This is a genomic window from Sphingomonas endophytica, from assembly GCF_014199415.1.
Lineage (GTDB): Bacteria > Pseudomonadota > Alphaproteobacteria > Sphingomonadales > Sphingomonadaceae > Sphingomonas > Sphingomonas endophytica.
The window spans coordinates 417,722-437,294 of the sequence record NZ_JACIJN010000001.1 but is presented as its reverse complement, the minus strand read 5'-3'; the positions used below and the strand labels follow the sequence as shown (position 1 = coordinate 437,294).

Genomic DNA, 19,573 nt, shown 5'->3' with positions numbered 1-19,573 from the left:
CGCGTGGGTTGAAGCGGGGCCTCGGATCACGTCCGGGGCGACGAAAGAGGTGACGTACTGGCGTCGCTTTCAGCCCCGCGGCGTCATTCGCACTCGCCTCACCGCCAACGCCAGCCGCCATTGGTCTTGAAGGCGGCGACGACCGCCAGCAGCACCGCGGCAGTAAGGATCGCGGCGGTTCGTGCGCCTTGGTCGAGGAAGATGTTCGCGAGCGTCACGATCGCGAAGAAGAGCGCCAATAATGCCCAGCCCTGCCATGTGATTGGCATTCCCGCGCCATAACCGTAACGCTTCAGGGCGAACCATGGCTTTTGCGGGCGTGACGGCATCGCGAACCTCCGCCGGCTTTATATCGCGGGGGGCAGACGCGGGCAAAGCCCGCGTCGTCGGTCGGCGCGGGGCGCCGCCGGCCGGGCTGGCGCGCGGGGCGCGGATCAGCGGGGCTGATCCGCTCGCGCCAGCCTCACTTGATCGGCGAGTTCGGGTCCAGCCGCATGTCGAGGTAATTGTCGACCGACTTCATCAGGTCGTCCATCTCATGCTCGAAGAAATGGTTGGCGCGCGGAATCACGTCGTGGTGGATCGTGATGTGCTTCTGCGTGCGCAGCTTGTCGACCAGCTTCTGCGAGGCGAGCGGGGTGGCGACCTCGTCCTCGGCGCCCTGGATGATGATCCCCGACGACGGGCATGGTGCGAGAAACGAGAAGTCGAACAGGTTGGCGGGCGGCGCGATCGAGATGAAGCCGCGGATCTCCGGGCGGCGCATCAGCAGCTGCATCGCGATCCACGCGCCGAAGCCGAAGCCCGCGACCCAGGTGGTCTGCGCCTCCTGATGGAAGCTCTGCACCCAGTCGAGCGCGGAGGCGGCGTCGGACAGTTCGCCGATGCCGTTGTCGAACGTTCCCTGGCTCTTGCCGACGCCGCGGAAGTTGAAGCGCAAGGTTGCGAAACCGCGGCGCTGGAAGGTCTTGTACAATTCCTGCACGATCTTGTTGTTCATCGTGCCGCCCGCGTTCGGGTGCGGGTGGAGGATCATCGCGACGGGCGCGCGCGGGCGCGGGGCGGGGGCGAAGCGCCCCTCGATGCGGCCTTCGGGTCCGGGAAAGATGACTTCTGGCATGATGACCTTGTGCTTGGGCAGGCAGCCGTTGGGGCCGGCGGGAAGCGCGCTATATAGGCCCGAACGCCGAAAATGGAATGTGTCTTGACCGAGCCGCTGTACCTCGACCACGCCGCGACGACTCCGATCACCCCCGCGGCCGTGCAGGCGGTGCGGGACGGGATGGCGATGTGGGCCAATCCGTCCTCGCCGCACGCCGCCGGACGCGCGGCGCGCGCGGCGCTGGAGGCGGCGCGCGGGCGGATCGGCGCGGCTTATGGCTGGACGGGCGAGGTGTTGCTGACGAGCGGGGCAAGCGAGTCGCTCGCGATCGCGCTGGGACGGTGCGTGCTGGCGCGGCGGATCGTCTCGGCGGTCGAGCATGACGCGGTGTTGCGCGCGGGCGGACGCGCCGAGGTGCTGTCGGTCGACGCGCTGGGGCGGGTCGATGCGGGGGCGCTCGGCGACGTGGCGGGCGCGCTGGTCGCGGTGCAATGGTGCAATAGCGAGACCGGCGTGCGGCAGCCGATCGCCGACATCGCGGCAGCCGTGCGGGAAGGCGGCGGACTGTTGCTGGTCGATGCCGCGCAGATGCCGGCGTCGGATGAGCTGGCGGCGGTGGCGGATTTCGTCGCGGTGTCGGCGCACAAGCGTGGTGGCCCGCCGGGAACGGGCGCGCTGCTGGTGCGCGACGTCGCGACCTTGCACCCGAGCGGCGGGCAGGAGCGTGGCTATCGGCCCGGGACCGAGAATTTGCCGGGCGTGCTCGGCCATGCCGCGGCGCTGGAGGAGGCGGAGCCGGATCACGGCGAACGGCGTACGCGGCTGGATGATGCGATCCGGCGCTCGGGGGGCATCGTCGTCGCGGAGGATGCCGTGCGGCACCCGGCGATCGGCGCGTACCGGATGCCGGGGGTCGCGTCGGCGGCGCAGCTGATCCGCTTCGATCTGCAGGGGATCGCCGTGTCGGCGGGGAGCGCGTGCGCGAGCGGGAGCCTCAAGCCCAGCCATGTGCTGCGCGCGATGGGGTGGAGCGAGGAGGCGACGCGCGAGGTGGTGCGGGTGAGCTTCGGGCGCACCACGACCGATGCCGATGTCGAGCGCTTCATTGCGGCATGGCGCGGGGTGGCGCGCGCGACCGGGCGGTTCGCGGCATGACCTATCTCGATTATCAGGCGACCACGCCGCTCGCGCCCGAGGCGTTCGATGCGATGCTGCCGTGGCTGCGCGACCAGCACGCCAACCCGCATTCCCCGCATCGTGCCGGGCGAGCGGCGAAGGCGGCGGTGGAGGTGGCGCGCGCGCAGGTCGCGGCGCTGCTGCCTGCCGGCGGGCGCGTAATGTTCACGAGCGGGGCGACCGAGGCGCTCAACTGGGCGATCAAGGGCGTCGGCGGCGCGACCGTGACGCAGGCGACCGAACATGCCGCGGTGCTCGATACCGTGGCGGCGAGCGGGCGCGCGAATGTGGTGCTGCCGGTTGATCGCGGCGGGCGGGTCGCGCCGGATGCGGTCGCGACGGCGGTGCAGGAGACGGGCGCGGGGCTGGTCGCGGTGATGCTGGTCAACAACGAGATCGGGACGATCCAGCCGGTCGCCGAGATTGGAGCGGCGGTGAAGCCGCTTGGCGCGCTGCTGCTGTGCGATGCGGTGCAGGGCTATGGACGGATCGCGATTCCGGAGGTTTGCGACATGATCGCGATCTCCGCGCACAAGATCTACGGGCCTAAGGGAATCGGCGCCTTGTGGGTGCGCGATGGCGTTTCGTTGACGCCGTTGCTGCATGGCGGGGATCAGGAGGGCGGGCGTTCGGGCACGCTGAGCCCTGCTTTGTGTGCGGGCTTCGGGGCGGCGGCGGCGTTGGCAAAGACTCGGATGGCAGAGGATGCGGCGCAGGCGGCACGGCTGTTCGATCTGGCGCGGGCGCGGCTGAGCGGGTGGACGCTTAATGGCCCCGACGAGCAGCGCTGGCCGGGCAATCTGAGCGTGCGGCGCGACGGGCTGGATGTGGCGCGGTTGATGAGCGACGTGCGCGACGTGGCGTTCTCGGCCGGGTCGGCGTGCGCGAGCGGGTCGGGGCGGACCAGCCATGTGCTGCGCGCGATCGGGCTGAGCGACGCGCAGGCGCGCGCGACGATCCGCGTCGGCTTCGGTCGCTATACGACGGAGGATGAGCTGGTGGCGGCGCTCGACCGACTGGCGGCGGCGGCGGACGCGCAGAAGGTGGCGGCATGAAGGTGATCTTCGACGGCGACGAACTGGCGGCGCGCGCGGGCGAGCGGTTGCTCGACGTGGCGCGGCGCAACGGGCTGCCGCTGGAGGGGACGTGCAACGGCGATCTGGCGTGCGCGACCTGCCATGTGATCGTCGATGCCGACTGGTTCGCCAAGCTGCCGGCGGCGCGCGAGGAGGAGGAGGACATGCTCGACCTCGTGGCCGATGCGCGGCGGACCAGCCGGCTGGCGTGCCAGATCGTGCTGACGCCGGAATTCGACAAGCTTTCTGTCAGCTTACCATAGGGTTCAGGGTCGGTGCAGCGCTCCCGGCGCATCTTGCCAAACAGGGCAGGGGATTTCGGGAGTAGAGCGTATGAAACTGATGACCTTGAGCTTCGCGGGCCTGATGGCGGCGATGACATTGGTGCCGACCGCGGCCTCCGCACAGCCGGGACCGCGGCATGGCTGGGACGATCGCCGCGGCTGGGACGACCGGCGCGACGACCGGCGTGGGTACGAAGATCGGCGCGGCTGGCGTGGTGATCGCGGGTATCGCGGGGATCGCGGCTGGCGGAGCGATCGTGGCTGGCGCGGGGATCGCTACGCGTGGAACGGCTATCGCGGGCCGCGCACGCAGACCGTATGCCGCTGGGTAGACGGCTATTACGGTCCGCAGCGCCGCTGTTTCCGCGTGCGTCGCTAACGATGTGACGCTTTGACTTGATCGGGCCGCCCGGCTCCGCCATAGGGCGCGCGGGAGTCGGGCGGACGTGGTCGTCGCCAACTTGGTCAGGTCCTGACGGAAGCAGCCACAACGATTTCGCCGCGGGTCGTTCCGGCTCCCACCGCGCAGCGCGCACATGGCCATGCTGGCCATGAGACGCGCAAGCGCGGCCGGCGGGTCGGCGCCGCCGAACCCGACCGACGACGCGGCTTTGCCGCGGCGGTTTTGTTTTTCTGACACATCGGCGTTTGATCCTGCCGCGAGCGGATCGCGGGACTTTATAGACATGGGCCCTTGCCTGCGCAGGGCGACGGTGCGCAGCGCGCAGGCGGCGCTGCTGGCCGGCAGACGCGCAAGCGTGGCCGGCGGGGCGCAGCGCCGGGCGACGACGCGACTTTTGCTGCGGCGGTTCTCTTCTGACACATCGACGATTGCGGGTTCGGCGAGCGGATCGCGGGACGGCACAGCCATGGGACCCCGCCTTCGCAGGGGCGACGGTCTTTCCTCGTCATCCCGGACTTGATCCGGGATCGCGCTCTTTACCTCCGTCGAGAATAAGCGGGCTTCGGCTCAAGTCCGGGGCGACGGCCTTGGTTTGGGTGTCGGCCACGTTCCTCCGCCGCCGGAGAAGCCTTCGACAAGCCGTCCGCGCGCTCCTATATCCGCCGGTAATGTCCGACTCTCTCGACCTCGGCACGCCGCCGCCGCCCGCGGCAAGCGCGCAGCCCTATCGCGTGCTGGCGCGCAAATACCGGCCGCAGACGTTCGCCGCGCTGATCGGGCAGGACGCGATGGTCCAGACGCTCGGCAATGCGATCAAGCGCGACCGGATCGCGCATGCCTTTCTGCTGACGGGCGTGCGTGGCGTCGGCAAGACCTCGACCGCGCGGCTGATCGCCAAGGCGCTCAACTGTATCGGCGTGGACGGGCAGGGCGGGCCGACGATCGATCCGTGCGGGGTGTGCGAGCCGTGTCGCGCGATCGCCGAAGGGCGGCATATCGACGTGATCGAGATGGACGCCGCCAGCCACACCGGCATCGACGACGTGCGCGAGATCATCGAGGCGTCGCGCTACGCCGCGGTATCGGCGCGCTACAAGATCTATATCATCGACGAAGTCCACATGCTGTCGAAGGCGGCGTTCAACGGGCTGCTCAAGACGCTGGAAGAACCGCCGGCGCATGTGAAATTCCTGTTCGCGACCACCGAGGTGAACAAGGTGCCGGTGACGGTGCTGTCGCGCTGCCAGCGGTTCGACCTGCGGCGGATCCCCGCGCAATTGCTCGCCGAGCATTTCGGGCGCGTGGTCGAGGCGGAGGGCGCGCAGGCCGACCCCGAGGCGCTGGCATTGATCGCGCGGGCGGCGGAAGGGTCGGCGCGCGACGGGCTGTCGATCCTCGATCAGGCGATCGCCCACGCCGATCTCGAAGGCGGTGGGGTGCGCGCCGACGCGGTGCGCGAGATGCTCGGGCTGTCGGACCGCAATGCGGTGCGCGACCTGCTGGCGCTGGTGCTCGCCGCGGACGCGCCCGGCGCGCTGGCGGCGCTCAGGCGGCAATATGAACTGGGGGTCGATCCGCTCGGCGTGATGCGCGCGCTGCTGGAGGCGGTGCATGGCGTGACGCAGGTCAAGGTCGGCGCGCCCGACGACGCCGCGCAGCCCGCCGAGGAGCGTGCGGCGTACCGGGAGTGGGCGGGCAAGCTGTCGTTCCCGGCGCTGCACCGGCTGTGGCAATTGTTCCTGAAGGGGCATGAGGAGGTCGGCCGCGCGGCGCTGCCGATCGAGACCGCCGAGATGGCGATCCTGCGCGCGATCCATGCCTCGACGCTGCCCGATCCGGGCGAGCTGGCGCGGCGGCTGGCGGCGGGGGATGTGCCGGTCGCGGCGCCGAGCGCGCCGGCCCCGCCCGCCGCGCCGCCGGCCCCGGAGAACCGTGCGCCCAAGGAATTCGCGGGCGTGTTGTCGCTGCTCGACGAGCGCGGCAAGCTCGACCTGCTGGTGCGGTTGCGGCGCGGCGCGAGCCTCGTGCGCTATGCGCCGCCCGAGATCGTGTTCAGCGGCACGCGGCCGCTGTCGACCGATACGCTCACCGAGCTGGCGGCGGTGTTGCGCGAGGCGACGGGCACGCCGTGGAAGCTGGCGATGGCGGACCTGCCCGGCGCGCCGACGATGTTCGAGGCCGAGCAGGACGTGGTGCAGGCGCGGCATGATGCGGCGCGCGCGCACCCGATCGTCGCCGCGGCCTTCGATGCCTTTCCGGGCGCCGAACTGATCGATCCGAAACCTGCGCAGCGCAGTATTACATGATGGGGAGTATCACATGAAGGATCTCAACGACATTCTGGCGATGGCCCAGAACGTCCAGAACGAACTGCAAAAGGCGCAGGACAGCCTCGACACGATCGAGGTCGAGGGCGTCGCGGGCGGCGGGCTGGTGAAGGTCAAGGCCTCGGCCAAGGGGCGGATCATTGCGGTCGCGCTCGATGATTCGCTGATCGTGCCGTCCGAGAAGCAGATGCTCGAAGACCTGATCGCGGCGGCGCTGAACGATGCGCGCGCCAAGGCGGATGCGGCGTCGTCGACCGAGATGTCGAAGATGACCAGCGGCCTGCCGCTGCCGCCGGGGTTCAAGCTGCCGTTCTGATCCGGATCGGGACGGTCGAAGTCCTTGCGGTAGCGGAACATTGCCGATCCGGTCGCATTCATGGCTCCACCAGTCGAAGGGAGAGAGCCATGAGTGACGATCGCGTGACGCAGACCCCGCATACCACGATCATCGAGCGCCGCAGCGGCGGCGGCGGCGGGTTGCTGATCGGGCTGGCGGTGCTGATCGTCGTCGTGGTGGCGGCCTATTTCATGATTGCGCGTGGCGACAGCGAAACCGCGAAGAACAACGCGATCACCTCGGCGGCGAAGAGCGTCGAGAGCACCGCGGACAAGGCCGGGTCGGCAATCGACGGGGCGACCGACGGGAAGTGAGTTCGTCAGCTCGGACTTGATTATGGGGCCCGTTGCTAGATCATGATAACGTCTGGTCGAATGAAGCGGTCGTCATTGCGAGCGTAGCGAAGCAATCCAGGGCGTCCTGGTTCGGCCCTGGATTGCTTCCCCCGGCCTGCGCCGGGGTCGCAATGACGGATCACCTTACAACAGCGACCCCTGCCGACTATTGCTCTCGCGCGGGGCCTGTCGGAACGCCGCGGTGGCGTCGACATAGGGCAGGTCGGGGCGGTGGCCTTTGAACAATTCGGCCAGCGTGATGATCTGGAGTCGCGGATAGCTTTTGCCCGTCACCTCCGACGCGAAGCGGCCGGCGGCAGCGGCTTCCTTCTCCATCGGGCGCGACGGCGCGACCTTGGTGACGAAGACCGCGGCGGCGGCTTTCTCGCGGATCATCGCGGAATGGAGGTCGCGGATCATCGTCACCCCGACATGATCGCCGCCCTTCACCGACACCAATGCGCGTTCGGTGTGGCGGCCGTCGGGCTTGAAATAGATGATGCCGTCGATCCCGCCATCCGCGCCCTTCTTCCGGCCGGCATAGGGCATGGCGTCGACCATCGACACCGCCCACCATTGGAACTGGTATTTGTCGCGGCGCGCGAGATCCTCGGCAGAGGCGAGGTCGCGCGGCGTGCCCTCGACGGTGAAGGCGACGCCGGGGAAGGCGGCCTGCATCCGCCTCTCGATCAACGAGATCGCCAGATGGGTGACGTCGATGCCGATCCACTGGCGATCGAGCTTCTGCGCGGCGTGGACCGCGGTGCCGCAGCCGCAGAACGGGTCGAGCACGACATCGTCTTCGTTCGAGGAGGCGGCGATGATCCGTTCGAGCAGCGCGAGCGGCTTTTGCGTCGGATAGCCGAGCCGTTCCTGCGCCTGCGAGTTGAGCGCGGGGATGTCGGCCCATAACGCCTGCACCGGCATTCCCTTGGCCTCGTCGAGATAGCGTTTGAGGCGGATGCCGCCGCTGCGCGTGAAGTGCAGCCGGCCTTCTGCGTCGAGGCGGCGCATCGTCTCCTCGGGCATTCGCCACAGCGAGGTCACGCCTTTGTATTCATAGGTATAGCCGCCGCCCGACAGCCCCTTGGCGGTGAGATTGTCGTCCATCCAGCGGCGGCGATCGGGGTCGCGCTGGCGGAAGCGCGCTTCGTACTCTGCGTCATAGGTGGTGTAAGGCGGGTCCCAGACATATTCCGCGCCGCGCGTGTAGAACAGCAGCGTGTCGAGGTTGCGCCCCCAGCGGCCGCCATCGGCGTGCGCGGTGGTGCGCTTCCAGATGATCTCGTTGCGGTAGCGTTCGGCGCCGAACACGCCGTCGAGCAGCAGCTTGAGGTAATGGCTCGCGGTGGAATCGCAGTGGAGATAGAGGCTGCCGCTGGGCTTCAGCACGCGGTGTAGCTCGATCACGCGCACCGCCATCATCGCCAGATAGGCCATCATGTCGTTCTCGCCGAGGAAGGCGCGCATCGCGTTGAGCAGGTCAAACGCCTTGGTGTGGCCGCTGCGCGCGACCTGGTCGAAGGCGTCCTCGGCGCGGTCGTTCCAGCGCCACGTGTCCTCGAAGGCCTCGATCTGCGCGTCGGCGCCGTCGCCGGTCGGCGAGCGGAAGAGGATGTTGTAACTGGCGTTCGAGTTGAAGGGTGGGTCGAGGTAGATCAGGTCGATCGAGGCATCGCCGATCTCGCGGCGGAGCACGTCGAGGTTGTCGCCGTAATAGAGGTGGTTGGTGGGTCGGTTCGCGCTGGACATAGGCGCGACTGGAGCGGGGTGCGGCGGGGTTGTCGCGGTGAGGTGGGGTCGGTGTGGAGCGGGTTGGGGCTTGCCTGCTCGGTGGGGATGGCACCGGAATGGAGGCAGTTGCGCGAGCTGTGTTCACTCCTCCCTTTCGGGGGAGGGGCTGGGGGTGGGCAGTTCCGCGAGTCTGACGCTCGTGGACAGGCCCCACCCCAACCCAGCCGCAGGTAAACGATGCCCCGCATCGTTTAGGTCATGATGGTAGCATGACCGACCTGCGACTCCTAAAGGGGAGGGGCTTTCAGGTCAGCCGTGGCCGGCCAGTGCCGCCAGCAGCAGTAGCGCGACGATGTTGGTGATCTTGATCATCGGGTTGACCGCCGGGCCGGCGGTGTCCTTGTACGGATCGCCGACCGTGTCGCCGGTCACCGCGGCCTTGTGCGCCTCCGAGCCCTTGCCGCCGTGGTTGCCGTCCTCGATATATTTCTTGGCATTGTCCCACGCGCCGCCGCCGCTGGTCATCGACAGCGCGACGAACAGTCCCGAGACGATCACGCCGAGGAGCATCGCGCCGAGCGCCGCAAAGCCGCTCGCCTGTCCGTCGACCGCGCGGACGATGAAGTAGAGCGCGATCGGTGACAGCACCGGAAGCAGCGACGGCACGATCATCTCGCGGATCGCGGCGCGGGTGACGAGGTCGACGGTGCGGCCGTAGTTCGGGCGGCTGGTGCCCTGCATGATGCCGGGGTTGTCGCGGAACTGCTCGCGGACTTCCTCGACGACCGCGCCGGCCGCGCGGCCGACCGCGGTCATCCCGAACGCGCCGAACAGATAGGGGAGCAGCGCACCGAGCAGCAGCCCGACAATCACGTAGGGATTGCTCAGCGAGAAATCGACGGTGAGGTCGGGGAAGTAGGTGCGTAGGTCAGTGGTATAGGCGCCGAACAGCACGAGCGCCGCCAGCCCCGCCGAGCCGATCGCATAGCCCTTGGTCACGGCCTTCGTCGTGTTGCCGACCGCGTCGAGCGCGTCGGTGCGTTCGCGGACTTCGTCCTCCAGACCGGCCATTTCGGCGATGCCGCCGGCATTGTCGGTGACCGGCCCGTAGGCATCGAGCGCGACCACCATGCCCGCGAGCGCGAGCATCGCGGTGGCGGCAAAGGCGATGCCGATGATCCCGGCGAGCTTGTAGGCGGCGATCACCGCGATCACGATCACCAAGGTCGGCAAGGCGGTCGCCTCGAGGCTGATCGCGAGGCCCTGGATGACGTTGGTGCCGTGGCCGGTCTCGCTGGCCTTGGCGATCGACTTGACCGGGCGATAGTTGGTGCCGGTGTAATATTCGGTGATCCAGACGATCAGCCCGGTGACGGCGAGGCCGATCATCATGCACCAGAACAGGTCGGTGCCGGTGAACGCCGTGGCGGCGGGGACGCCGGCAATTGCCGCGTCCGCGCTGCCGGTGGTGATCGCGTCGAAGGCGGCGTCACGGTCGGCGTCGAGGAAGCCCGCGCCGCCGATCACCGCATTCATGTCGCCGAGCGTCCATTGCGTGATCGCCCAGATCGCGGGTACCGACAGCAAGGCCGACGTCCAGAAGCCCTTGTAGAGCGCGCCCATGATCGAGCCGCGCCCGAGCCGGACCATATAGGTGCCGATGATCGAGGTGATGATGCACACGCCACCGATCGCGAGCGGCAGGCTCATGAGGCGCATCAGTTCGGCGGGGCTCGCCTGGATCAGCAGCGCGATCGACACCATCGTCACGCCGAGCGTCACGACATAGGTCTCGAACAGATCGGCGGCCATGCCCGCGCAGTCACCGACATTGTCGCCGACATTGTCCGCGATCACCGCCGGGTTGCGGGGATCGTCCTCGGGGATGCCGGCCTCGACCTTGCCGACCAGATCGGCACCGACGTCGGCGGCCTTGGTGAAGATCCCGCCGCCCAATCGCGCGAAGATCGAGATCAGCGACGCGCCGAACGCCAGCGCGGTCAGCGCTTCGACGATCGCGCGATCGTTGGGGAGCAGGCCGGAGGGGCCGGTCAGGTACCAGAAGAACAAGGCGATCGCGAGCAGCCCGAGCCCCGCGACGAGCATGCCCGTGACCGCGCCGGAGCGGAACGCCATCGTCAGCCCGCCCTGCAGCGACCCGCGCGCCGCCTCGGCGGTGCGGACGTTGGCGCGCACCGAGATGTTCATGCCGACGAACCCCGCGAGGCCCGACAGCAGCGCGCCGATGACGAAGCCGATCGTCGATAGCGTGCCAAGGGTGGCGAAGAGCACGGCCGCGACGACCACGCCGACGATCGCGATGGTGGTATATTGCCGCCCGAGATAGGCGCGCGCGCCCTCCTGGATGGCGGCGGCGATATCCTGCATCCGCTCGTTGCCCGGCGAGGCGGACAACACCTGTCGACTGGTCACGAAGCCATAGAGTACGGCGATCAGGCCGCAGACGATGGCAAGATAGACGATCGTCATGCCCTTCATCCCTCCTTGTGGCGCGTCCGGTCTGTCGCCGGTACGTCGCGCGGGAGGCGAGGCTAACAGGTGGCCGCGTCAGCGCAACCCGTGCTGGTAGCCGAGCGACGCGGGGAGCGGGATCAATCGGTTATCCTGCGTCAGCGTCAGGCCGGCGCCGGGGGTGAAGGTGCCGACGCGGGTGGCGGGGACGGGCAGCGCGCGGTCGGCGGGGGCGGCGAACAGGAGTTCGTAATCGTCGCCGGCGGTGGCGGCGGCGAGCGGGTCGGAGACGCCGCGCGCGAGTGGTACGGCGGCGAGGTCGATCGTGACCGCGAGCGCGCTGGCGGCGGCCATGCGCGACGCGTCGATCAGGAGGCCGTCGGAGAGGTCCATCATCGCATTGACTCGCGGCGCGAGCGCGCGGCCGTCGGCGAGGCGCGGGACCGGGCGACGGTAGCGAGCGAGCAGTTCGGGGTCGCCGGTGCCGGCGCGGGCGATGGCGAGCCCGGCGCCGGCATCCCCGATCGTGCCGGTGACGTAGAGCGCGTCGCCGGCCTTCGCGCCCGAGCGCGGCGGGGCGGGGGCGTCGCGGCCGAAGGCGGTGACGGTGAGGATGCGCGGAGCGTTGGCCGGGAGCGTCACCGTGTCGCCGCCGAGGAGCGGACAATCCAGTTCGGTCAACACTTCGCTGAGGCCGTCGAGGAAGGCGGCATCCCATGTTTCGTCGCCGAGCGGGTAGTTGAGGAGGATGCCCTCGACGATCGCGCCCTTGGCGGCGAGGTCGGAGAGGTTGGTGGCGACCAGCTTCCACGCGACGTCCTGCGGCGGGTCGGCGGAGAGGAAGTGGATGCCCTCGACGAGCGTGTCGGTGGTGATGGTGAGGCCGGCGAGCGCCGCGGTGTCGTCGGTGAGTCCCTGCGCGCCCGGATGGAGCGGGAGCGTGCGGAGGCGGGCGAGGAAGTCGGCTTCGGTCATGCGATTACCGTGCGCCCACGACCGTCATCCCCGCGGGGGCGGGGATCCAGAACCTCTGACGGTTGAGATTCTTGCGAAGACCTGCGCGTCTGGATTCCCGCCTTCGCGGGAATGACGGTCCGGGCGGGACGGCGTCACTCATAGGCGCCGCGGCGCATGACATAGTCGCGGGTTTCGTAGGGCGCGGGTAGCCCCTCGACCCACGCGCCATGCGCATGGGTGAGCGCGACCAGCTGCATCGGCTGCTTGGAGGGCCAATATTGCACGCGCACCTCGTGGCGGTGGAGGTCGCGGTTGGGCTCCATCATCACCCAGCCGAGCGGGCGCTCCGCGGTGGCGCGCGCGCCGGCGTCGGCCATCGCGGCGCGGATGCGCTCGCGCGAGGACGCCGGAAGATACTGCCAGACCACCGAATGCATCAGCACGCGCGCGACGCCTTCCTCCTGCGGCTCGGCGAGGCGTGCCTCGACCCAGTCGGCGGCGTCGCCCTGCACCAGGTCGACCGGACGCGCGCGGACCATGTCGAGCGCGGTGGCGAGGCGGGTGAGGCGTTCGTGGTTGTCGACCCAGACATAGCCGGCGAGGCGCTCGGCCTGCGCCGGGTCGCGGACGTCGACGGGGGCGATGTCGACGCCGCGGGTGCGGCCGATCGCGATCGGTGCGGCGGGCGGCGGCGGGCCGCGCCAGTCGGGGACGATCGCAAGCGGCGACTCGGGCGGCCCCACGCGCACCCCGCCCAGATCGAAGCGCATCCGGTCGATCAATAGATTGAGCCCCGCGCTGGAGCCGATTTCCAGCACCTCGATACGCGAGCCAAGCGCGGCGGCGACGTGGAGCAGGCCGGTCATCAGCCCCGCCGAGCGCTGCGCCTCGTTGGTCTGCGGCGGGCCGTCCAGCCACGGCAGCAGCGCGGCATCGTGCGTAGCGAGAATCGTCGCCAGCGTCGCGTCGTCGGCGGCGAAGGGGTCGGCGACGCCCCGACGGGCGAGCGCATGGAGGCCGCCGACGATCCGCAGCACGGTCGCGTCAGCGACCGGCTCGCCCGGCCAGTCGAGCAGCCGCGCGCCGACCGCGGTGTCGCGGGTCAGCACCCGCGCGAGCGCGCGGCACAAAGCGGCGGTCTGCGGCGCGGCCATCGCGTCGCAATATTGCGCCTGTACCTCGAAGGCGGCGCGATTGGTCGACTCGTCTGCCATGCGCGCCTCATTGCGCCCGCGGCGGTGCCTTCGTAAAGCCGCGCGCATGTCCGAGCCGCCCATTCCCGACCCGATCGTTATCGCCGTTCCCAAGGGGCGTATCCTCGAAGAAGCCCTGCCGCTGCTTGCGCGCGCCGGGATCGTCCCCGAGCCGGCGTTCGGCGACGAGAAAAGCCGCGCGCTGCGCTTCCGCACCGATCGCGACGGGATCGAGCTGATCCGCGTGCGCGCGTTCGACGTCGCGACCTTCGTCGCGCATGGCGCGGCGCAGCTGGGGATCGTCGGCTCCGACGTGCTCGCCGAGTTCGATTATGCCGAGCTGTATGCACCGGTCGATCTGAACATCGGCCATTGCCGGCTGTCGATCGCCGAGCCCGCCGACATGGCCGCGAATGACGATCCGCGCGGGTGGAGCCATGTGCGGGTCGCGACCAAATATCCGCATGTTACCGCGCAGCATTTCGCGCGCGCCGGGGTGCAGGCCGAGTGCATCAAGCTGAACGGCGCGATGGAACTGGCGCCGACTTTGGGGCTCGCCAGCCGGATCGTCGATCTGGTATCGTCGGGCAAGACGCTCAAGGAAAACGGACTGGTCGAGGTGGAGCGGATCATGGAGGTGTCGGCGCGGCTGATCGTCAACCGCGCGGCGATGAAGACGCGCGCGCATGTCTTTCCGCTGGTCGAGGCGTTCCGCGCGGCGGTGGCGGCATGATCCGGCTCGACACGCAGGACGGCGATTTCGCGACGCGCTTCGACACATTGGTCGATGCGCGGCGCGAGGCGGCGAGCGATGTCGCGCGCGACGTGGCGACGATCGTGCGCGCGGTGCGCGACGAGGGCGATGCGGCGCTGCACGCGTTCACGCAGAAGCTCGACCGGCACGACCTGAACGAGACCGGGTGGCGCGTCGATGCGGCGGCGTGCGCGGCGGCGTTCGATGGGCTTGAGCCGGAGTTGCGCGCGGCGCTGGAACTCGCCGCGACCCGCATCCGCGCCTATCACGAAAAGCAGCGGCCCGAGGATGTGAGCTATACCGATGCGGCGGGCGTGCGGCTCGGCGCGCGGTGGCGCGCGGTCGATGCGGCGGGCATCTACGTGCCGGGCGGGCGTGCGGCCTATCCCTCGACCTTGCTGATGAACGCGATCCCGGCGCGGGTCGCGGGGGTCGAGCGGCTGGTGGTGGTGACGCCGACGCCGGATGGCGAGGTGAATCCGCTGGTGCTCGCCGCGGCGCATCTGGTCGGGGCGGACGAGGTGTGGCGGGTCGGCGGCGCGCAGGCCGTCGCGGCACTGGCCTATGGGACCGAGCGGATCGCGCGGGTCGATGTCGTGACCGGGCCGGGCAATGCATGGGTCGCCGAGGCCAAAAGGCAGGTCTACGGGGTGGTCGGGATCGACATGGTCGCGGGGCCGAGCGAGATCGTCGTCGTCGCCGATGGCGCGAACGATCCCGAATGGATCGCCGCCGACCTGCTGAGTCAGGCCGAGCATGACACGACCACGCAGTCGATCCTGTTCGCCGACGATGCGGCCTTTGCCGATCGGGTCGCCGAGGCGGTCGAGCGGCAGTTGCAGGCGTTGCCGACGCAGGCGGTGGCGCGGGTGGCGTGGGAGGACAATGGCGCGATCGTGATCGTGCCGTCGCTGGAGGCGGCGATGCCGCTGGTCGACCGGCTCGCGCCCGAGCATGTCGAGCTGGCATGCGACGATCCGCAGGCGTTGTTCGATCTGTTGCGGCACGCGGGGTCGGCGTTCCTCGGGCGGCATACGCCGGAGGCGATCGGCGATTATGTCGCGGGGCCGAACCATGTGCTGCCGACCGGGCGGCGGGCGCGGTTCGCGAGTGGGCTGGGGGTGAGCGATTTCATGAAGCGGACCAGCTTTTTGCAGCTCGATGAAACGGCGCTCAATGAGTTGGGGCCGGCGACGATCGCGCTGGCGCGCGCTGAGGGGTTGCCGGCGCATGCGCAATCGGTGGCGTTGCGGATTCGGACGAACCGGTAACGCGCGTCGCCCCTGCGGAGGCAGGGGCCTATGACTGTTTCGTCCTGATCATGGGGCTGACACAGCAGCTTCGCGCTTTGTGTCAGGCCGACTGGCCGACTTCACAGACATGGGCCCCTGCCTGCGCAGGGGCGACGGAGGTTGTTTATGCGCTGGCGAGTTCGGCTTTCCTGTTGACCTTCTTCTCGGCCAGCGTCGTCAGCTTGTCGTCGGTGGCCTTTTCCTCGTCGAGCGTCGCTTGCAGCAACGACACGACATTGTCGTGGCCGAGCTGCGTCGCCCAGGCGATCAACGTGCCGTAGCGGGTGATCTCATAATGCTCGACTGCCTGCGCCGAGGCGATCAGCGCGGCGTCGAGCACCGCCTTGTCGGCGATCTCGCCCGCGACCTCGTTGGCCTCCTTGATGATGCCGTCGATCGCCGGGCAGGTGACCGCCTTCGCCTTCTGGTCGAGTGCCTCGAACACCTGCTCCAGCCGCGCGATCTGACCCTCGGTCTCGCGCAGGTGCGTCTCGAAACCCTTCTTCAGCTCGGGCGCGGTGGCCTTGTCGATCATCTTGGGCAGCGCCTTGGTGATCTGGTGCTCGGCGTAATAAACATCCTGCAACTGGTGGAGGAACAGGTCCTCGAGCGTCGCGATATCCTTGGTGAACAGGCCCATGTGCCATCTCCTCGGGTGAAGTTACCCGCGACGAACGAGGCGCCCGGCGGAGCGTTGCGAACAAACTTGCTGATCGAGGTCAAAGCGCGGTGGGGGGTGACGAACGCGCGCCAAGCGACTATGGCGCGCGGCCTATGTCCCGCACCGCTGCTCGTACCAAGGCCCGCGCCGCCGCGCGCCTCGCCGCCGTCCAGGCGCTCTATCAGCATGAGATGGAGGGCACCGCCATCCCCGTGCTGCTCCACGAATTCCACCAGCATCGGCTGGGCGCGACGATCGAGGACGTCGAATATGCCGAGGCTGACGTCACCTTCTTCGACGATCTGGTGAAGGGCGTCACCGCGCGGTCCGGCGAGATCGACACGCTGGTGGAGGCCAAGCTGAGCGCCGGGTGGACGCTGGAGCGGCTAGACAAGCCGATGAAGGCGATCCTGCGCGCGGGCACCTACGAACTGCTGGCGCGCGCCGACGTGCCGGTGGGGGCGGCGATCAGCTCCTATGTCGATGTCGCGCACGCTTTCTATCAGAAGCGTGAGGCGGGGTTCGTCAACGGCCTGCTCGATGCGATCGGCAAGCAGGTCCGCGCCTGACGATGGGTGAGATCGTCTCCTTCAAACACGCGCGCAAGGCCAAAGCACGCGCCGCGAAGGAGACGCAGGCCGCCGCCAATCGTGCCGCATTCGGGCGGACCAAGGCGGAGAAGGCTGCCGACGCCGCAGAGCGGGCGCGCAAGGACGCGCTGCTCGACGGCGCGAAGCTCACGGATAGCTGACGGTTTTCGGTACCTCGGGCAGCGGGATCCACTCGCTATCGTTGGGAACGCTGGCGAACTCGCCGGCCTTCCATGCGCGCTTGGCCTCGCGGATCGCGTCGCGCGAGGAATGGACGAAGTTCCACCACACATGCCGCGGGGTCGCGAATGCCGCGCCGCCCGCCAGCATCGCGCGGCCGCCCGCCTGTGAGTGGAGCGTCGCGGCGACGCCGGGGCGTAGAACGTAAAGTCGCTGCGGTTCGAGCGCGAGGCCGTCGAGCGTCGCCTCGCCGCTGGCCAGATAGATCGCGCGCTCGTCGGTGCTATCGTCGATCGGCACCGCCGCGCCGGGCGCCAGCACGATGTCGGCGTAGATCGTCTCGGCATAGGCGGTCACCGGCGAGGTCGCGCCCCACAGCGAACCCATGATGACGCGCGCGGTCGCGCCATGCGCCTCGACGACCGGCATCTTGTCCGCGGCAACATGCTCGAAGGCGGGGGCGCGATCCTCCTGCCCGTCGGGGAGCGCAAGCCACGTCTGGATGCCGTCGAGCCGCGGACCGTCGATGCGCACGTCGTCGGGCGAGCGCTCCGAATGAACGATCCCGGCGCCGGCGGTCATCAGGTTCACCGCGCCGGGCGTGATGCGGATGTCGCTGCCGAGCGAGTCGCGATGCTGGAACGCGCCCTCGAACAGATAGGTGACGGTCGACAGGCCGATATGCGGGTGCGGGCGCACGTCGACGCCGTTGCCGGGCGGCAGATGCGCCGGCCCCATCTGGTCGAAGAACAGGAACGGGCCGACCATCGTCCGTTCGCGATGCGGCAAGGTGCGATAGACCTTGAAGCCGCCAAGGTCGTGGGTGGCGGGCTCCAGCGTCTGCAGCACCAGATCGTCGCGGGTCGACATGCGCTTCCTCCGTCAGCGTTTCCCGCCGCTTAGCAGCGAAGTCACGCGGGCGGAACCGGCCGGAACGTGGGCCCGTTGAGGCGGGCGGACGGCGTAAAACCGGAGAATTGATATGAATTACAAAGGTTTGAGTGTCGGGCTCGGCCTGTTCTCGCTGGCGCTGGGCGCGGCGGAACTGTTCGCGCCGCGCCGGATCGCGCGGCGGCTGGATGCCGAGGATCATCGCGGCGTGGTGCGCGGCTTCGGGGTGCGCGAGGTCGTGTCGGGCCTCAGCATCCTCGCGAGCCCGGCGGCGTCGGCGACGGTGTGGAACCGCGTCGCGGGCGATGCGATGGACATGGGCGCGCTGGCGCTCGCTGCGCGCCGCTCGCCGCGCAATCGCGCGATCTGGGGCACGATCGCGTTCGTCGCGGCGACCACCGCGCTGGACGTGCTGACCGCGCGCGGGCTGGACGAAGAGACGGGCAAGCTGTCGCCGTTGCGTGCGCCGGCGCTGGCGTGACGGGAACGCGGATGCACGGGTGAGGGTTGAAGCGGCCATGACCAAGAAGAAACAGCAATCGCGCGCCGTGAAGGCGCAGGAGGCCCGGCGGACGCGGGCGATCGTCGCGGCGAGTGCGGTCGGCGCGGTGATCGCGGGCGTGGGGGCGGCGTTCGGGATGGGGTGGCTCGACCGCTTCCTGCCGACCGGCAATGCCGAGCATGACGCCCCGGATCTCGCCGCCGACGCGCCGACGCCCGGCTCGACGCGCGCACCCGAGGCGTTCCGTCCCGATCCGACCGCGCCGGTGCCGGCGTCGGAACGCGAAGGGCTGCGGCCGGCGACCGGGCCGGCGCCGACGCTGGCGGCGACGCGGGGCGAGATGGCCAACCAGACCGGATCGTCGAACGGGTGAGGTGTGCTTTGGGGCTGGCTGTCATGCCGGCTCCTTACGTCATTGCGAGCGAGGCGAAGCAATCCAGGGCCGGGTCAGGACGCCCTGGATTGCTCGGCTACGCTCGCAATGACGGATTAGTCGTCTGCCTGCGGGGTGGTTCACGGCCGTTTCGTGTTCCTGCGAACACAGGAACCCAGAGCCGCACAGGACAACGCTCGATCCTCTCGGCTCCTGCGTTCGCAGGAGCACCGCGTATTTTCATCAAGCCTAGCTTGTTGCGGGCTCGAACCACTGCATCACCGATGCCGAGAAGGGCGTCCACCAGCCGATCTTCACCCCGGCATTTGCGAGGCGGTCCCCCGTCCATGCGTTGCAGGTCCTGATCGCGTCGTAGCGGCCCGACGCCGGGTAGAAAATATCATAGCCGGCGTAGCCGCGGATCGCTTTACCGCCCGCGCGACTGACGCGGATCGCGGCGGCGAGGCGTCGGTATTCGGAGGGGCGGAGCAGGACCGTACGCACGTCCTTCGTCGCATGCGGGCGGGGGATGTGCTCGACATGGAGCAGCGTTTCGTCGCTGCCGACGGCCGCGTGCAGCACGGTGGCGGGACGCACGTCGGCCCAGGTCGGGGTGCCGAGAAAGAAGTTGCGCTCGCCCCAGCCGACCGCGACATGATCGTTCGCGGCAAAGCGCGGGTCAGGGAGATCCGCGGCGGGGAAGTCGCCGCGCCAGTCGATGCCGGCGGCGACCTTGGGCATCACGATGCCGGTGTGGACGCCATTGTCCTCGATCCAGATCGTCACGCCGCCGGTCATCGGGGGCTGCCAGTCGCGGTTGCGCGGGATCGTCGAGAGCGCGGTGCCGGCGAGCAGATAGACGAAGGCGACGACCGCGAGCCCGCCGAGCGTGCGCGCGGCGATCGTAGCGATCCGCCTCAACGCGCGCGGCACC

Annotated in this window: 22 protein-coding genes and 1 other RNA gene; 14 read left to right on the top strand and 9 right to left on the bottom strand. The window is 69.3% G+C overall.

The window, feature by feature from the left end; all coding sequences use genetic code 11:
- Nucleotides 1-98 precede the first annotated feature (98 nt).
- Together FHS97_RS02035 and FHS97_RS02030 are read right to left on the bottom strand one after the other, a co-directional pair.
- On the bottom strand, nt 99-269 hold the full coding sequence (locus FHS97_RS02035; RefSeq protein ID WP_246346367.1) for a hypothetical protein: 171 nt from the start codon (nt 267-269) through the stop codon (nt 99-101).
- A gap of 194 nt (nt 270-463) precedes the next feature.
- Entirely contained in the window at nt 464-1,120 is a 657-nt protein-coding gene (locus FHS97_RS02030; protein WP_028965652.1) for an alpha/beta hydrolase, read from the bottom strand.
- Nucleotides 1,121-1,204: 84 nt separating this feature from the next.
- Between FHS97_RS02030 and FHS97_RS02025 the strand changes: the two genes are divergently transcribed.
- The 8 genes from FHS97_RS02025 to FHS97_RS01990 all read left to right on the top strand — a co-directional run bounded on the left by FHS97_RS02025 (nt 1,205) and on the right by FHS97_RS01990 (nt 7,019).
- Nucleotides 1,205-2,257, top strand: coding sequence for a cysteine desulfurase family protein (locus FHS97_RS02025; RefSeq protein WP_425506271.1), 1,053 nt, complete (start codon nt 1,205-1,207; stop codon nt 2,255-2,257).
- Nucleotides 2,254-3,333: a cysteine desulfurase family protein gene (locus FHS97_RS02020; RefSeq protein WP_184032770.1), complete on the top strand. Its 1,080-nt coding sequence runs from the start codon at nt 2,254-2,256 to the stop codon at nt 3,331-3,333. Before FHS97_RS02025 ends, FHS97_RS02020 begins: the two co-directional genes overlap by 4 nt.
- Nucleotides 3,330-3,617 (top strand): 2Fe-2S iron-sulfur cluster-binding protein, encoded by a 288-nt coding sequence (locus FHS97_RS02015; protein ID WP_184032768.1) that lies wholly within the window; start codon nt 3,330-3,332, stop codon nt 3,615-3,617. Before FHS97_RS02020 ends, FHS97_RS02015 begins: the two co-directional genes overlap by 4 nt.
- 70 nt (nt 3,618-3,687) lie before the next feature.
- Nucleotides 3,688-4,017, top strand: a complete 330-nt coding sequence (locus FHS97_RS02010) for a hypothetical protein (protein ID WP_184032766.1) — start codon at nt 3,688-3,690, stop codon at nt 4,015-4,017.
- Between the two features lie 49 nt (nt 4,018-4,066).
- Nucleotides 4,067-4,164, top strand: an RNA gene (gene ffs / locus FHS97_RS02005) — signal recognition particle sRNA small type.
- 545 nt (nt 4,165-4,709) lie between these two features.
- Nucleotides 4,710-6,347: a DNA polymerase III subunit gamma/tau gene (locus FHS97_RS02000; protein WP_184032764.1), complete on the top strand. Its 1,638-nt coding sequence runs from the start codon at nt 4,710-4,712 to the stop codon at nt 6,345-6,347.
- A 13-nt stretch (nt 6,348-6,360) separates the two neighbouring features.
- On the top strand, nt 6,361-6,684 hold the full coding sequence (locus FHS97_RS01995) for a YbaB/EbfC family nucleoid-associated protein (RefSeq protein ID WP_184032762.1): 324 nt from the start codon (nt 6,361-6,363) through the stop codon (nt 6,682-6,684).
- Nucleotides 6,685-6,773: 89 nt separating this feature from the next.
- Entirely contained in the window at nt 6,774-7,019 is a 246-nt protein-coding gene (locus FHS97_RS01990) for a hypothetical protein (RefSeq protein WP_184032760.1), read from the top strand.
- Between the two features lie 165 nt (nt 7,020-7,184).
- Here the strand turns inward: FHS97_RS01990 and FHS97_RS01985 are convergent, their stop codons facing one another.
- From FHS97_RS01985 to FHS97_RS01970, 4 genes are all read right to left on the bottom strand, one after another.
- Complete coding sequence (locus FHS97_RS01985) at nt 7,185-8,792, bottom strand: DNA methyltransferase (RefSeq protein ID WP_184032759.1); 1,608 nt, start codon at nt 8,790-8,792, stop codon at nt 7,185-7,187.
- 291 nt (nt 8,793-9,083) lie between these two features.
- Complete coding sequence (locus FHS97_RS01980) at nt 9,084-11,264, bottom strand: sodium-translocating pyrophosphatase (protein ID WP_184032757.1); 2,181 nt, start codon at nt 11,262-11,264, stop codon at nt 9,084-9,086.
- A gap of 78 nt (nt 11,265-11,342) precedes the next feature.
- Complete coding sequence (thiL, locus tag FHS97_RS01975; protein WP_184032756.1) at nt 11,343-12,221, bottom strand: thiamine-phosphate kinase; 879 nt, start codon at nt 12,219-12,221, stop codon at nt 11,343-11,345.
- 134 nt (nt 12,222-12,355) lie between these two features.
- Nucleotides 12,356-13,417, bottom strand: coding sequence for a DUF2332 domain-containing protein (locus FHS97_RS01970; protein WP_184032755.1), 1,062 nt, complete (start codon nt 13,415-13,417; stop codon nt 12,356-12,358).
- 46 nt (nt 13,418-13,463) lie between these two features.
- Between FHS97_RS01970 and hisG the strand changes: the two genes are divergently transcribed.
- Together hisG and hisD are read left to right on the top strand one after the other, a co-directional pair.
- The gene (gene hisG / locus FHS97_RS01965; RefSeq protein WP_221233064.1) at nt 13,464-14,129 is read left to right on the top strand and encodes an ATP phosphoribosyltransferase; all 666 of its coding nucleotides are present in this window, start codon (nt 13,464-13,466) and stop codon (nt 14,127-14,129) included.
- On the top strand, nt 14,126-15,421 hold the full coding sequence (gene hisD, locus FHS97_RS01960; RefSeq protein WP_184032753.1) for a histidinol dehydrogenase: 1,296 nt from the start codon (nt 14,126-14,128) through the stop codon (nt 15,419-15,421). Before hisG ends, hisD begins: the two co-directional genes overlap by 4 nt.
- A 145-nt stretch (nt 15,422-15,566) precedes the next feature.
- Here the strand turns inward: hisD and FHS97_RS01955 are convergent, their stop codons facing one another.
- On the bottom strand, nt 15,567-16,082 hold the full coding sequence (locus FHS97_RS01955; protein WP_184032752.1) for a YciE/YciF ferroxidase family protein: 516 nt from the start codon (nt 16,080-16,082) through the stop codon (nt 15,567-15,569).
- A 134-nt stretch (nt 16,083-16,216) separates the two neighbouring features.
- Here FHS97_RS01955 and nusB point away from each other — a divergent pair, with 134 nt between their 5' ends.
- Together nusB and FHS97_RS01945 are read left to right on the top strand one after the other, a co-directional pair.
- Nucleotides 16,217-16,672 (top strand): transcription antitermination factor NusB, encoded by a 456-nt coding sequence (gene nusB / locus FHS97_RS01950; RefSeq protein WP_184032751.1) that lies wholly within the window; start codon nt 16,217-16,219, stop codon nt 16,670-16,672.
- A 2-nt stretch (nt 16,673-16,674) separates the two neighbouring features.
- The gene (locus FHS97_RS01945; protein ID WP_184032750.1) at nt 16,675-16,854 is read left to right on the top strand and encodes a DUF4169 family protein; all 180 of its coding nucleotides are present in this window, start codon (nt 16,675-16,677) and stop codon (nt 16,852-16,854) included.
- Here FHS97_RS01945 and FHS97_RS01940 read toward each other — a convergent pair.
- Nucleotides 16,841-17,743: a pirin family protein gene (locus tag FHS97_RS01940; RefSeq protein WP_184032749.1), complete on the bottom strand. Its 903-nt coding sequence runs from the start codon at nt 17,741-17,743 to the stop codon at nt 16,841-16,843. The genes FHS97_RS01945 and FHS97_RS01940 overlap by 14 nt on opposite strands.
- Nucleotides 17,744-17,855: 112 nt before the next feature.
- On the opposite strand from FHS97_RS01940, the gene FHS97_RS01935 reads away from it, so the two are divergent.
- Complete coding sequence (locus FHS97_RS01935; RefSeq protein ID WP_184032748.1) at nt 17,856-18,245, top strand: hypothetical protein; 390 nt, start codon at nt 17,856-17,858, stop codon at nt 18,243-18,245.
- A 37-nt stretch (nt 18,246-18,282) separates the two neighbouring features.
- The gene (locus FHS97_RS01930; RefSeq protein ID WP_159760654.1) at nt 18,283-18,639 is read left to right on the top strand and encodes a hypothetical protein; all 357 of its coding nucleotides are present in this window, start codon (nt 18,283-18,285) and stop codon (nt 18,637-18,639) included.
- 249 nt (nt 18,640-18,888) lie between these two features.
- Here the strand turns inward: FHS97_RS01930 and FHS97_RS01925 are convergent, their stop codons facing one another.
- Nucleotides 18,889-19,560 (bottom strand): TIGR02117 family protein, encoded by a 672-nt coding sequence (locus FHS97_RS01925; RefSeq protein WP_246346366.1) that lies wholly within the window; start codon nt 19,558-19,560, stop codon nt 18,889-18,891.
- Nucleotides 19,561-19,573 lie beyond the last annotated feature (13 nt).